The organism is Methanosarcina acetivorans C2A (genome assembly GCF_000007345.1).
Classification (GTDB): Archaea; Halobacteriota; Methanosarcinia; order Methanosarcinales; family Methanosarcinaceae; genus Methanosarcina; species Methanosarcina acetivorans.
Genome location: NC_003552.1, coordinates 2751775 through 2766448 on the forward strand (window position 1 = coordinate 2751775; position 14674 = coordinate 2766448).

General features: G+C 38.2%; 11 protein-coding genes. 5 read left to right on the top strand and 6 right to left on the bottom strand.

Features of this window, described 5'->3' with window-relative positions:
* Window positions 1-91 precede the first annotated feature (91 nt).
* Together MA_RS11610 and MA_RS11615 are read right to left on the bottom strand one after the other, a co-directional pair.
* Window positions 92-2119, bottom strand: coding sequence for a tetratricopeptide repeat protein (locus MA_RS11610; protein WP_011022220.1), 2028 nt, complete (start codon window positions 2117-2119; stop codon window positions 92-94).
* Between the two features lie 329 nt (window positions 2120-2448).
* A complete protein-coding gene (locus tag MA_RS11615; protein WP_011022221.1) occupies window positions 2449-2910 on the bottom strand; it encodes a hypothetical protein in 462 nt (153 codons plus the stop codon).
* A 449-nt stretch (window positions 2911-3359) separates the two neighbouring features.
* On the opposite strand from MA_RS11615, the gene MA_RS11625 reads away from it, so the two are divergent.
* Complete coding sequence (locus MA_RS11625; RefSeq protein ID WP_011022222.1) at window positions 3360-4853, top strand: hypothetical protein; 1494 nt, start codon at window positions 3360-3362, stop codon at window positions 4851-4853.
* Between the two features lie 301 nt (window positions 4854-5154).
* Here the strand turns inward: MA_RS11625 and MA_RS11630 are convergent, their stop codons facing one another.
* The 3 genes from MA_RS11630 to MA_RS11640 form a co-directional block, all read right to left on the bottom strand.
* Complete coding sequence (locus MA_RS11630) at window positions 5155-6441, bottom strand: transposase (RefSeq protein WP_011022223.1); 1287 nt, start codon at window positions 6439-6441, stop codon at window positions 5155-5157.
* Between the two features lie 275 nt (window positions 6442-6716).
* Window positions 6717-7658 carry a tetratricopeptide repeat protein gene (locus tag MA_RS11635; protein ID WP_011022224.1) on the bottom strand — a complete coding sequence of 314 codons (942 nt, stop codon included), beginning with the start codon at window positions 7656-7658 and terminating at the stop codon, window positions 6717-6719.
* 441 nt (window positions 7659-8099) lie between these two features.
* A complete protein-coding gene (locus MA_RS11640) occupies window positions 8100-9401 on the bottom strand; it encodes a phenylacetate--CoA ligase family protein (protein WP_011022225.1) in 1302 nt (433 codons plus the stop codon).
* 883 nt (window positions 9402-10284) lie between these two features.
* On the opposite strand from MA_RS11640, the gene MA_RS11645 reads away from it, so the two are divergent.
* Together MA_RS11645 and MA_RS11650 are read left to right on the top strand one after the other, a co-directional pair.
* The gene (locus tag MA_RS11645; RefSeq protein ID WP_011022226.1) at window positions 10285-10482 is read left to right on the top strand and encodes a 4Fe-4S binding protein; all 198 of its coding nucleotides are present in this window, start codon (window positions 10285-10287) and stop codon (window positions 10480-10482) included.
* A gap of 549 nt (window positions 10483-11031) precedes the next feature.
* Window positions 11032-12312: a serpin family protein gene (locus tag MA_RS11650; protein ID WP_011022227.1), complete on the top strand. Its 1281-nt coding sequence runs from the start codon at window positions 11032-11034 to the stop codon at window positions 12310-12312.
* A gap of 208 nt (window positions 12313-12520) precedes the next feature.
* Here the strand turns inward: MA_RS11650 and MA_RS11655 are convergent, their stop codons facing one another.
* Window positions 12521-12982, bottom strand: a complete 462-nt coding sequence (locus MA_RS11655; RefSeq protein ID WP_052279157.1) for a hypothetical protein — start codon at window positions 12980-12982, stop codon at window positions 12521-12523.
* A 268-nt stretch (window positions 12983-13250) separates the two neighbouring features.
* Between MA_RS11655 and MA_RS25495 the strand changes: the two genes are divergently transcribed.
* Entirely contained in the window at window positions 13251-13655 is a 405-nt protein-coding gene (locus tag MA_RS25495; RefSeq protein WP_011022228.1) for a DUF3795 domain-containing protein, read from the top strand.
* Between the two features lie 297 nt (window positions 13656-13952).
* Window positions 13953-14582, top strand: a complete 630-nt coding sequence (locus tag MA_RS11660) for a methyltransferase family protein (protein ID WP_011022229.1) — start codon at window positions 13953-13955, stop codon at window positions 14580-14582.
* Window positions 14583-14674 lie beyond the last annotated feature (92 nt).

A 14674-nucleotide genomic window follows, 5' to 3' on the forward strand; every position in this document is an offset into this window, starting at 1 on the left:
ATTATGGCTTTGTTTCCAATTTGCATCTTCCCCCAGCAGCCACCCCGTTTGCGAAGCAAACGGCTTTTCCCATGAATAAAAGAAGATATAGTCATTCATCATACCCTTTAAGTTCCTTCAATTTCTGCTCACAAAAACCAATTATCTTCGGATCTTCTATCGCTTTTCTTATAGCTAGGGATTCCTTCAAAAACTCAATTGCTTTTCTGGGTTCGCCCAGACTATAGTATGCTAGCCCCATATTTTCCAAAAGATTTCCTTCGGCACTTATATTCCCAATTTCCCTTGAAATTTTCAGCGCTTGCTCATAATATTCAATTGCTTTTTTAAATTCCCCTTGGTAACTGAATGCTTGACCTAAATTCTCGATCCAAAGTCCTTCTCTTACCACATCGTTTATTTCTTTAGCAATTCTTAAAGCGTGTTTATAAAATTCAATTGCTTTTTCTATTTCTCCAGAATCAAAATAGACACGACCTTTGTTTCCAAGCCAGTTCCCTAAATTGCACCTGTCGTCAATTTCTTTTGCAATACTTAAAGCTTGTTCATAAGATTCAAGTGCTTCTTTCATTTCTCCAAAAAAAGAATGGATAATACCCATGTTTCCAAAACAATTTCCTATGCTTCTTTTATCATTAATTTCTTCTGCAATATACATTGACTGTTGAATACACTGGACTGCCTCTTTTGCTTCATTGAGTTGTAAATAGGCCATACCCATGTGTCCTAAATTAGCTCCTTCTCTTCTTTTGTCGTTAGCTTCTTTTAAAAGAGGTAAAGATTTTTCAAAATATTGAATTGCTTTTTTAGGTTCTCCAATTTGTAAATAAACGAGACCTATATTGCCGAGATTTGCTCCACTTATACCTTTTTGGTTATCATGGTTTGAAATTTTTAAAGTTTGTTCAAAACATTCAATCGCTTTTTTCATCATTCCTTGTTGAAAATAGAATAAACCAATATTACTGATGCTTATTATTTCATTGAACTTGTTTGTAGCTCCTTTATTTAATTCAACAACTTTTTCATGATATTGAATTGCTTTTTTTCCTTCGTTTAAAACTGTATATACATTTCCAAGGTTGCCTAAAATAGATATATGAAATTCTTTATTTTTTAACAATGGTTCATCTTCAAAATGACTTTTTGGCAACACTCCTTCATAAAGCTCTATTAAAGTATTGTAATTACCCCATCTTTCAAGCATTTCATAGAGTTTAAAATGAAATATTATTTCTGCAGCAGCGTCATATTCTTTTGCCGCACAAGTATGATAATGAGCCTCGATCAAAGGCTGTACATCTCCTTTTTTGGTTGGATTTTCGGGTAGTGGAAGAGAAAGGCAATATTTTACTGCAAGAATGTGAGCTTCTTTTTTGTTTTTCAGATCCTTATAGGAGAATTCCTGAACCAGTGGATGGAGCCAGTAGCTTCCATTGTGGTCGTTTTCGAGAAGGGATTTGTCAGTTAGCTTTTTTACAGCATTTTTTGGAGTATTTAACGTAAACATCTCCCTGAGCCCTTTCATATCCACAGGCTCACGATACACCGAGATGCTCTCAAGAAGTTCTTTTTCTTCACCTGCCAGTTTGTCGAATAATCTCCTTGCCTTTTTGATGGTATCATCTTTACTTTCCTGATACATGCTCAGGTCTTCGAGTGTATCCTTAACACCAAATTCCTTTACCAGCTCTACAAGCAACTTCAGGGCAAGGGGATGACCATCCACACCTGTCGCCAGTTCTTCCAGCTTTTCGTGTTCCACTTTGTCAAGTCCATTGCTGACAAGGTAGTCAACCGCATAGTCTTTTCTCAAACCTTTGAGATTTTGTTTTTCCTCGTCTTCCACCACATCAATAAGACTCTCTCCATTTTCAAATATCGGCACGATTCGGCTTGTAACTATTATTTTTGCGTTATGGGTGTTATATCGCAGGGAAGAAAAGAGAAGTTCGACACCTTTGTCTGCAAAATGTTGATCTTCTAGAATAGTGCTAAGGTCATCGAAAATGAGCCAGATTTCGCTTCTTATATCAAGTTCACCAGTGAGTTTGTCAACGTCAGTCTTGTCGGGTTCCCTTCTTTCGGCTTTAAAGGCTGCAATTTCTGGTGCGTTCATGTAGGCGGCGAGTTTTTCAAGAATATCACCCAGTTTTGCATCTTGATTATCATAAAAGCTGAACCAGAAAGGTTCGGGGACGTTTACAGGTCTGAGGTCTACAAGGGCTCTTGCAAGAGTTGACTTGCCAACGCCACCGACTCCGCTGAGAAGTAAAATTCGGTGTTTTTCAATGTATATGAGGGCTTTTCTTAACTCCTCAGCTCGGTTTTTGGTGACAAATTTCTTCAGTTTTTCAGGGTAGTAGGGGAGAATTGAAGGATTATAACGGCTTAGAATTTCTTGATTTGATGCTTCCTTCCTTTTTTGCTCCAGACCTTCAATTATTTTTAGGTATTCTTCTCCAGAGGGCTTTCAAAATTGTAAAAATTGTTGTAATTTCCCATTGCAAACTGGCTGATGTTTTGGATTTCAAAATCTATATCATAGTTTATAGTAAGTTGGATTTCTCTTGCAAGTTTGGGATTTCCATCAAGAATTTCCCTTATTATTTGCTGCAAGTCCTCAAGGGCTTTCGGATCCTTGGGGTTTCTGGCTGCTTGCTTTGCACTTTCTTCCAGTTTTGGGTTCCTTTTGAGGTTTAATTTTGAGAGTATCTTTTCTGCTTTGTCGAAAACTCCATCACTCACTTTACCCAGCGCATTGTCAGCTACTTTTTCAGCAACTTTTTTGCTTCCCCCAATAAGCATATCTTTGCCTTTATCTGCTATGGCTCCGCCTCCTGCATAAATGAAAGGCAAAGCTGGAGCAAGAATATCAGTTGCTTGCTGGGCTATAACGGCTGGATCCACAAAACTCCTCCAATATCTTTTTGGTATTGAAGGTGCTGGAAAATAAATTTTGTTATTTAGAACTGTTCGAATGAAATATTTTCAGGCTTCAGCTTTTTTCAAGGTTCCATTTGCTAAAATTCAGATTTTTCAGCTTCTTCGCACACCTTTCAGCTTCTTTGCAGACTTTGTGGGAAAGGCCGTTCTCCTGCATCGAGCGGGAAGCTACCCGGGATCTTTGAAAGCGGTAGTACAACCGGCTGTTGGGAGTAAACATGAAAAACGAGCTTTAAAGTTTTGTTATACGTTTTTGGTATTTCTGTGGTATTATTTTTACAAAATAGGGATAATCAAAACAGGTTGGGAGTAAGGAATCATTTGAACAATCAACAGATCAACTATCCAAGTTTAGTTAATGTCCTGACAAGGTTTCTAATATATTAAATGAAAAATTAACCAGGGGGTTATATATGAAAAAATATATAATGGCTATAATACTTGGAATTTCGTTTATACTGTTAACTGGAACTGTCCTCGCCGCGAATGAAACATACGACGCGGGGGCTTTTCAACAGGCTTTAGAACAGAATGGATTTACCGTACAGGAAGGAGAAGTGGGTTACTTTGATTTTCTCAAGCTATTTGAGGAAGGGGTACTGCCTTCTGCATACGGAAACAATCCCACCACAAAATATTTGATATATTTTGTTCCACCGGCACCTGGTTATGAAGTAGATGAACAAATCAAGCAAATAACCAGTACGCTTGGAGTAAAAGAGAATACAACTCCGTTCTGGAACCTTGGTTCTGATGAAGCTGTTGTTTTCGTGGGAAGAACGGCGCCGGAATGCAGGTACTTCAGCTACGACAGTTTCATTATGCACAGGACAATTGGGGACGAGAGGAGATGGCTCTTCGCTAACATAGCAGATACGATTAATAACCTTGTTATCAAAACCGAAGGAACTCCAAACGGGTCTTCCGGGAATCCTTTCAATCAAACCACAATAATAATCCTTACTGCTGACAGAGGCATTGATCAACGCATCCGGGCCGCTGCCCAGTCTGCAGGATATTCGGACAATATAATTAATACCCAGGTGATGCCCTCAGTCATGCTGAACATGGGCCTGGAGAATGATTCCGATACATTTGCCTTATTTTTCCGCCCAGCTCTATTTAATGACACGCAGGCTGGCGACGATTACATAAATAATCCACCTGCGACTGTTTTCAGGATTACTCCCAACGAAACTGTGGAACTTGACCCATATGATTATCCGGAGTTAAGGGTTCGTGGAACCGGAAAAACAGAGTTTGACCTTATGGATGATCTCGAAGAGCTAAGGATTGCGATTCTTGACAAGTATAATGAATCGAATGCCACAGAGCTTCCGACCAGTCAGGGAGTTCCTATAGGGAGTGATGCTATTCAGAGAGGGATCAATGGCGTAGGTCCTACCAACGATGCAGTTTATCTATGGTCAGCAAACCAGACAGCCTCTTCACCTACACCTCCTTTCTTTGACACCTCGCAGTACTATCCATTCCTGCAAGAGCCAGAAATTACACTGGGCAACGACTCCAATGAATTCATAATTGTCTATGGGGTTAATCATGCAGCCACAGGAAAGGCGACGTACTCGAACTTCTGCATATACGGAGCTGATGGGTGGAACGGCGTTAGAGCAATCACAGACGCAGATTTCAGTGGATCTGCTGAGGAATATCTTCCTGATAATCCTAATGCTAAATATCTGTATGTCTACAAGCTAGCCAGGAACTGCAGCGAAGACGATCAATACTGCTATGAGGTTCCCTACGGTGTGGGAGCTTATGGTATAGAACTGGATCAACCGCTTTTCATTGCCTGGAGACTCTATATGGAAAACACTACAAAAACCGGACCAGCCTATTCAGAGATAGTGTACGATCGGGCTATAAAGTTTGATCCAAAAAATTAAGGTAAAAAGAACCTGGGGATATCAAGGCACATTCAAGCTCTGGCTGATATGTGTTTCTGGCTGATATGTGTTAGCTAAAAACGAGTCTTTTTAATTTTTTCTGGTTTTTCTTCAATTTCAAGACAACCACAAAATTTCATCCCAATTTGAGCAAATCAATTCACTCATTTAAAAATGTTGATTCATTCACACAAGCATTCACCAAAATTTTCCAAATTGTGGAACTATTTTTGTGGGAATTTCCGACAGCTACAGCTATAAGCCATCAAGTTTAAGAACTAATTATTCTCCAATTCTAGCATTATCCATATTGGAATCTTGCTCTCATTAAAGGTGAGAAACCTTTCCATTTTCCAGTGCTGAAACACCGTTTGTTGAAAAAAGTAAATAGATTGTAACAAAAATTAGTTAGTCCATTATCGGTTTTGAATGACCTTACTTTGTCTACTATATCACATATCAAAGAAAATATTTGTTCCATTGTATTATCTGTCTCAGGTGTAAAACCTTTTTTCAAGAAGCTCACATTCTTGCTGAAAATCTCTTCGGCATAAGAAATCGCTTTATGAGACGCTTCAGAAAGTTCAAGATCAGAGTTAAATTCTCGTATCTTCTGAATATGCGCAACAGCACTGATAACCGTATCAGAAAGTATCAATTGAGATATCTCATTGTAGGTAATCTTATCGTTATCTGGAATCTCTTCAACAGAACTGAATTCCTCATAATACCTCTTACTAACGTTTTTTAATTGATGAAACACACAAAAAGAATGAGTCACTTCAGGAAAGACCATTTTTACGGCTCCAATGATCGCTTTATCCTCATCAGAAACAATCTTTTTGATTTTATCTTCAGGAAATCGGTTCTTTATTCGTATAAAAAGAGGCATCAGAGCCTCAATTGTTGGTAACCTCTCAGTTACTTCAAAATCTAAAATGACCTTCTCTTTGGTAGCAACAACGTAAACAGATTTATATCGCATTTTTTTCCATTCTTTCTTTGTGAGTTTCGTTCCAATAAATTCTTCAAGCTTTTTTTTCCATCCATTCTTGATCCAATTCCCATCAACATACAATGTTTCTTCAAAGCTAACTCCTTGGTTCAAAAGTTCTTGCTTTGAAAGTTTTGCTAGTTTCTGTTCATATAACCACAATGAAGTGGGACAAGGAGCTCTTCCACAGACATTTATTACTCCTTCTGTATATGTTTCCCCAATTCGCCGAGAATTGTGCAGACTGCATCGTCCATCGTATCTGACATTTATTTGTGTATCATAATATTCAGAACTGTAATTTGCAGAACCCTGAACACCAATAACCTGATCATGATAATGTTTCTTACAAGTGGGACAAAGCCAGTATGTAACATTGAGAGATATAGTGCCGTAACGTGATATAATAAAACGAGTGTGATGAGAGTTAACATGTAATTTACTTCCACAACTATCACACTGAGTAGGGGAGAATATAGAGAACATGGGATAGTATCGATTTCCAACCAAAACTTTTGGCAAAGGAATTATTATTTTGCCGTCAACTATCGTTTTTATCATTGATTTATCTATTGCAATGTTTCCTTTTCCCATAAATAGAAAAAATATATCAATATAATTAAAATTTTATTGTTTTGCACGATATAGAGGGAAAACGAAAAACCAGAAAATAATAAAAAGTCTCTAAATTTGAGACCGAATTTGGTACAGAATCGATGCCCTTTAGGAAAAAAATTCTTTAACTGAGGATAGATCGAAATACTTTTTTCGAGAATCAAATTCAACCTCTATATTTCTCCTTTTGGCAGGACAATTTTCTAACTAACAGTTATTTTCGACCCACACAAAACAGCGTAAAGCCATTTTTTTCAGCTTTTTTGAAGTGCCTGCTTTCTGTTTTGAATAGCATCTGGTTTTTTTGTTTCTTGCAGACACTTTAATTTTTCTATAATATCATTTTCCTGCCTCCTGTCTCCGAATTCTCTGTTAATCACGAGTGCCTGGCCATAACATTCAATTGCTTTATCTTTTTCTCCAAGAAAACTATATGCTAAACCTAACCTTTCAAGAGTTTGCCCTTCTTTAAATTTTTCCCCCATCTCCCTCAAGATTTCAAGTTCCTGTTCGCTATATTCTACTACTTTTTTCATTTCTCCCTGGCGATTATGTGCTATCATCAGGTTCTGAAGAATATCTACTTCCCCTTGCTTATCTCCTATTTCCTTGGAGATTTTAAGAGCCTGACCGTAGTATCCAGTCGCTGCCTCTAGCTCCCCCAACTGATAACATAAGTTCCCCAGGTTTCCCAGGTTATTTCTTTCTCCCGTCAAATTACCGGTTTCTCTGGCGATTTTAAGTGCACACTTGTAGAATTCGATTGCTTTTTCTGTTTTTCCCAGATAATCGTATGTCATCCCTATATTTCCTATAACAGTTCCTTCGCTTTCTACATCTCCTGTTTCACGGGAGATTTCCAGGGCCTGTTCGTAATATTCAATAGCTTTCTCAATCGCGCCCAGCCGGGTATATGCTAATCCCATGTTTTCGAGAGCTAGTTCTTCTCCCTTTCTGTCGCCTACTTCTTTAAAAATCTTTGCTGCCTGCTGGAAATACTTAATAGCCTTTCTTATTTCTCCCAAATGGCTGTAAGCCAAACCCAATTTTCCAAGATCATTTCCCTCTTCCCTTCTATTTCCACCTGCTCTGGAATTTTGAAGATCCAGCTCACAAATTTCTATTGTTTTTTTGCTTTCTTTTATATTATTGTGTGTCAATCCAAATTTTATGGATTTGTTTTTTGCTTCTCGCATACTTGTTCCCCCCCTTACAGGAATTATATTTTTTGTGCGTATTGATCAGGCCGCTCACTTTTCTTTCCTTATTCTCTGTGCTCTTCCTGATAACTGTTTTCAAGCATCCTCCCAACTACAGTCCTCTTTTTTTTAAAAATGCCTTATAACAAGATAAATTTTTTCATTTCGAAAATGAAGATCTGATCAATAAAATTCAAATATGGGCTCTTAATTCTCATTCCCTTTCACAATCGAAAAAATTCTGCAAAAAAAACAGCTTTAGAGCCGCAGTAGATAGCTCCAAGATTCTAAGAAGAAATATTTTTAGTCCTGCTACATGTGAAAAGAACCTGAATTTAGTTTAGATCAACTAAAAAAGTTAATTAAATCAGAGAAGAAAAATTCCCTGATTGTTTAATGTTTAAGTTACCGAACAGCAATTCTAAGCTGCCCGAAGGCTCAGAGCTGCGGTCTTCTGTCAATAATTCTCTTTGCCTTTCCTGCGGTCCTCTCGATGCTGCCTTTCTCAAGGAGTTCGACGTTTGTGCGGATGTTGAGGACAGATTTGAGTTCACGCTGGACATGGTCCTGAACGGCTTTGAGGTCTTTGAGATCGCCGGTGAAGGCGTTTTCTTCGAGTTCGACTTCGATTGTGAGTTCGTCGAGCATGTGTTTGTTGCGGTCGAGGATTAGCTGGAAGTGTTCGCCAACCTCGGGGATCCTTGAGATAACGTCCTGAATCTGGGAGGGGAAGACGTTGATTCCGCGGACGATCATCATGTCGTCGGCCCTGCCGAGCAGGCGGGAGATCCTTGTGGTTGTCCTGCCGCAGTCGCACTCGGATTCGAGAAGTTTTGTCATGTCACCTGTGCGGTATCTGATGTTGCAGAAGCCTTCTTTGTTGAGGGAAGTCAGGACGAGTTCGCCTTTTTCGCCTTCTGCGACCTGCTCTCCGTTTTCGTCAAGAACTTCGACCAGGAAATTGTCGCTCCAGATGTGAAGACCGTTTTGTTCCTGGCACTCGAAGCCGACTCCCGGACCGAACATTTCGGATAAGCCGTAGCAGTCGTAGGCTTTGAGGTTGAGCCTTTTTTCAAGCTGCTTTCTTGTGTTTTCCGACCAGGGTTCGCCTCCGAAAATGGCTGCTTTTAAGGAGAGCTTGTCTATGAGGCCGAGCTCTTCTGCGGTTTCTGCAAGGTAGAAAGCGTAGGAGGGGGTGCAGTGGACTGCGGTTACCCCGAAGTCGATCATCATCTCAAGCTGCCTGGCAGTGTTTCCTGTTGCTGCCGGCACAATCATTGCTCCCATCCTTTCAACGCCGTAATGGAAGCCGAGCCCGCCTGTAAAAAGGCCGTAGTTCATGGCGTTCTGGACGACGTCACCTTTTGAAAGCCCTATCATTGTAAGACTCCGGGCAATTAAGTCCGACCAGGTCTCGATGTCCTTTGCAGTATAGCCGACAACCGTGGGCTTTCCGCTGGTCCCGGAAGAGGCGTGGATGCGTACGATGTCCTCCTTCTTTGCGGCAAAGAGGCCGAAAGGATAGTTTTCCCGAAGGTAGGCTTTGCGCGTGAAAGGCAGTTTACGGACGTCCTCAAGGGTTTTGATGTCCTCGGGAGTGACTCCTGCCTCCTTGAATTTCTGCCTGTAGAAAGGAACATTGTCATAGACCAGCTTTGCACTGTTTTGCAGGCGTTTAAGCTGAAGTCTTCTCAGTTCTCCGGGATTCATTGTTTCGTATTTCGGCTGCCAGTATTTCATTAAAAGGACCTTCTTCTAATTTGTAAAACCGTTCTCCAGTTGTAAATTTTAATGCATGAGTGCCATGCCTCTGCATGTCATGATATCTTGAATAATCTCATGAGTAATATAAAATGTTTGAAAAAATCCTTCTGTACTGTAACCCTTCCCACATATAAATATTGTTGAGGTGAGGTTTTTGGGGTAGAGTTCGAATTAGAAGGGGAGTAAATTTAGTGGGTTCGGATTAAATCCATTGCACTAATTGTTATAATTTCTTATTTTAGTTTAGTTCAGATTTTCCTTTTAGTTCAGATTTTCCTTTTAGTTCAGATTTTCCTGATACTGACTGTTTTCATCTGTTGGTGCCAATTTAAAGGCTTGCAATTTATCAGTAGGTATTTAGAACTTTTGGGTAATATCACTTTTATTTGAATGAGATATTGTGACCACTAAAAAATAAGCTTTAATCTTCCTTCTTTCCCCTCAACTCTCTAAAAATTCTAATCCATGTTATCTGCTTCAATCTTTTTAACCTGACAATGTATAAGGTTTTGTAAGGTCTGCGGAGAATTAGATTTTGTCCAGCTTACGTTGAACCTTTAAAATTATCTCTATAGACTTTACATAACCTCGTTTTCTCTCATTCAAGCGACGATTCCAATTAACAATTCTTCGTCTGCTGACATTAAAATATTGAAAGTTTAATATAATTGCATATATTTTTATATCACGAAGTCAGAAAAAAGATATGGGCTTCCGAACAAGTAAATACTTAATGCCCCCAAGCTGTGTTTACTGAAAAATTAACTTAGCTTTTAAACTACATAAAATAGTCAACTATATTCATGTATAAAATTCAATGAATGAAATTGACTTACTGATGAAATAAGAAGTGGAAACCATGGTAGCAAAAATTAATGCCGACTCCTGTGTTGGTTGCGGAAGCTGTATCGGCGAATGCCCTGCATGTGCAATTTTCATCACCGACGATGATGTTTCATCCGTGATTGAAGATAAATGCAATGATTGCTGTTTATGTTTAGATAAATGTGCGCATGGAGCAATTACCATTACATATGATTCCAAAAAACTTATTTGAATGCATATACTACTCAAAAAATAAGCCAAGTCAGGTTGTCACAAAGGTTAATAAGTTAAACCTGCCAACTTTCTATTTAATAGCAGGCAAGTCAAGATACAAGGATCGTCAAGCTCGGTAAAAGGCGTCAGGTTCATAGCCTGAATAGCAGGATTTCGTGGGTTCGAATCCAATCCCTCGCACTAAATTTATGGGATATAGGTAACTCAAAAAAACGCAACGCAAGTGTGAAGGTAATGCACAACAGTTGAATTTTTAAAGTTGCCCTCATTAAAATTATACTATTTCTCTTTTCACAAAGTTTACTTGGGGAAAATCGAATTTTCTTGCATATTCATATACTTTATATATACAACTGTATTTTTTGCAAAGTTCTCTTAGCCCAAATTAGTTTTCATTTTATAACATATATTTAATTAAAAGTAGAAATTTTAAGCTAGTTATGCATCATACTAAAGCTTTAAAGATAAATTCTTTGTTGCAACGACAGTATTGTTTTTTAATAGGAGATAACAAATATTATATACTTACGCATATTTTTTATAAATTATGACTAAATGTAAAATTATTTTGGTAATTTCGTTAAGTATACTTGCATTACTTTGTATAGGATGTATTGAAAATTCAACTATAAACACAAAGACTACGGTTAATTCAACTGTAGACACAAAGACCATAATTAATACTGATTCAGTGGAAGAGTATGATATTGCAACTGCAAACAATGCTTTTACCTTTGATCTGTATTCAATGGTTAAAAACGAAGATGAAAATGTCTTATTTTCTCCATATAGTATATTTTCTGCAATGGCTGTTTGTTATGATGGAACCGAAGGTTCCACAAAGGAGCAGATGTCAAATGCGTTTTACTATCCTCTAAATAAACTCGTTCTTGAAGAGAGTTCAAAGAAGATGATAGGTACAATTAATTCTAATAATGATGCATACGACCTAGAAACTACAAATGCTCTATGGGTCCTTGAAAACTATACTTTGAATGAACAATATGTTTCCAATGCGAAAAACTACTATGATGGTATGGTAACACCAGTTGATTTTGTAAATGAGCCTGAAGCATCCACAGATACCATTAATAAGTGGGTCGAAGAAAAGACAAACGAGAAAATAAAAAAACTTATTCCTGAAGGTGAAATTGGCCCAGATACACGGTTGGTAATCACAAATACGATTTATTTCAATGGAACATGGGTAAAAGAATTTGATCCTGATATTACAAGAACAAGGTCATTCACTCTTTCAAATGGCGATGAAAAAAGTGTAAGTACAATGCGCATTGTGGAGAAGTTCAACTATGGGGAAGATCAAAAAGCGAAGATATTAGAATTGCCATACAAAGGTGACAACCTGAGCATGTACATAGTTCTCCCGAAAGAGAACAACATTACAGAGTTAGAAAATAATTTTACCCTCAAATATTATAGTAAACTAAAAGAGAATATGAGCACAGGGGATTATGTGGAAGTGTGGATTCCGAAATTTACATTTAAAACAGAAGCTGAACTAAAATCTCCATTAATAGAAATGGGAGTCGTTGATGCTTTTAATCCAAACGCAGCCAATTTCTCAGGAATAACACCAGACAAGAGCTTGGCAATATCAGAGATTTATCATCAGGCATTTGTAGATGTGCATGAAAAAGGAACTGAAGCTGCTGCAGCAACAGGGGCCATAATATTAGAAGAAGAAATAGAATACACATGGGAGTTCAAAGCAGATCATCCATTTTTATTTATGATAGAGGATAAGAGAACAGGTTGCATACTTTTCATAGGCAAAGTTGAAAGTCCTGAATATGAGAAAATGTCATAATGGCATTTTCTCAAGTATTTTTCTCATCTCCTTATTTTCCAATGTATATTTTTGAATGGAAAGTATAGGTAATTTTTACTGAATTTTATAACGGAAGTTAAAACTTCATTTTCATTATATATCCATTTTACAATTTCTCTTGATGTCGTTTTACTACTTTACTGTAAAATTTACATTTTTACATTTTAAAGTAAAAGTATACACATTTTTACTTTTGACTTGAGACCAATGCTTCCCACTTATTCACCCTTTCCAGAACATGGGCCTCAAGAGTAAACGGTTTATCTGACTTGGCAATCTGCTTCATGTAATGTAAAGTACCTTTGGAAAACCCTAATTTCTTCCAATCAACATAAGAAATATTGAGGATCTTTTGTCTTATTTCATAAGAATCAACTCTCTCTATTTCATATTCAGGCTTAACGAAATCCAGTTTTTCCTTTTTGGTAGTAAGATAATGGGCTAATTCTCTTACCTTCAAAAAGATAACATAACTCCATGTGCTTTCTTTACCCTGGTAATTTACTTTTTCATTCAACATACTTGAAAACTCATTAACAACCTTCCTGGCTCCTGCAGGTTTTAGCCTGAGATTGTAATTCTCAGTCCTGATAAAGTCTTTACTTTCCATAGCTCCGCTTTCAATCAGGCTGATAACTGCCAGATCCACAAGGAACCTAAAGGCTCCTGAAGGTCAGAAGCCAAGCTGTTCTTACTTGGGGTCATTTCATGCAAAAAAAACCTACATGAGCATCCAGACCTACAGAATTAATGTTTTACATTTTGCAGTAAAACTATACACTTTTTACTTTTGGCTTGTTTAGTAAAAATGGGACGTATGTTGCTGTCAGTGTATGTTTAAACTTTATGGACATTACTATCTAAAGATACACACAGTATAAAAGGAATAAGATCCAGAAAGGAGAAGATCCAGGAGTATGATATTATTGAACGAAGCTCTACTCATTGCTCCCTGCGGAATGAATTGTCGCATTTGTGCGGCTTACTTGAGGAAGAGGAACAAATGCCCGGGCTGTAGAATTGAGGCTAACAAACCTGTTACTCGAGTAATATGCAAAATAAAAACATGTGAAACTTTAACAGAAAACAAATTAACATTTTGTTTTGAATGTGAAAATTTTCCTTGCAAGAATTTAAAGCATCTGGATAGAAGGTATCGTACCAGATACGGCATGAGTATGGTCGAAAACCTAGAAAACATTAAAAAATCTGGTATAGAGGAATTTCTAAAAAATGAAAAAATAAGATGGACATGCACCGAATGCGGAGGCACAATCTGTGTTCATAAAGGCAGTTGCTATAGCTGCGGGAGGAAAATTTGAATTGAAAATTTTATCTCTGGAGGTTTGACAAACTCTAATTTAGCAAATATTACCATCCATATCAATTGTCGTCCACACTAATTACGGTTAATTATCGTCCACACTAATTACGGTTAATTATCGTCCACACCAATTACGGTTAATTATCGTTCACATCAATTACGGTTAATTATCGTTCACATCATCAGTTGCTTGCAATTTCCTGCACCTCTAATATTTTTGAGGCATCATAAGTAAACTTTTCATACTGGCGTGGGGATATAAGCTGTATAAATAAAAATAAGGGGGCTGCTGGAATTGGTTTCTTCCAAAATTACTGCTGTTTTTTCTCTGGTTGCATTCGCGGTTATTCACAGCCTGACTGCGAGCCTGCCCTTCAAACGCCTGGTCATGAGAGTTGCCGGTCCCGAAGCAGAAAAGCTCTATCTGCCGGCATACAGCCTTACTGCGGTGCTGACGATATTGCCGCTTATCTATCAGCTCTACAAAAATCCTGGGCGGGTTCTTTACAAAATATCTTCGCCCTGGCGCTGGCTCATGGTCGGCGGGCAGTTGGTTGCCGGAACGCTTGATCTTGTGGCTTATCTGGATGCTCCGCACCGGTTCAAAGTAAGTTCGCAACTCGCTGGCTCACAGGCTTCTGAGGCAAATTCCCTGAAGATCCGGGGTATTTACAGGTGGGTAAGGGATCCTTTCCTGCTCTCGGGACTGGTCATGATATGGCTCACTCCCGTCATGACTGTCAATCTGCTTATCGTATACATTTTGACTACAATATACTTTTATCTGGGATCTCTTCACTGGGAGAGAAGGCTGGTGGCGCAGTTCGGTGACGAGTACAGGGAGTATCAAAAGCGGGTTCACAGGATAATCCCGGGATTAAGAGGAAGCGTTAAAGAATCTGATCAATCCTCTGTTAACATATAAAGGTAAATATAATTGAGATATAATTGAAATATAATTAAGACCAAGCTTAACGTAAACCAGGAAATACCATAAACCATGCGAAAGTAACAGGG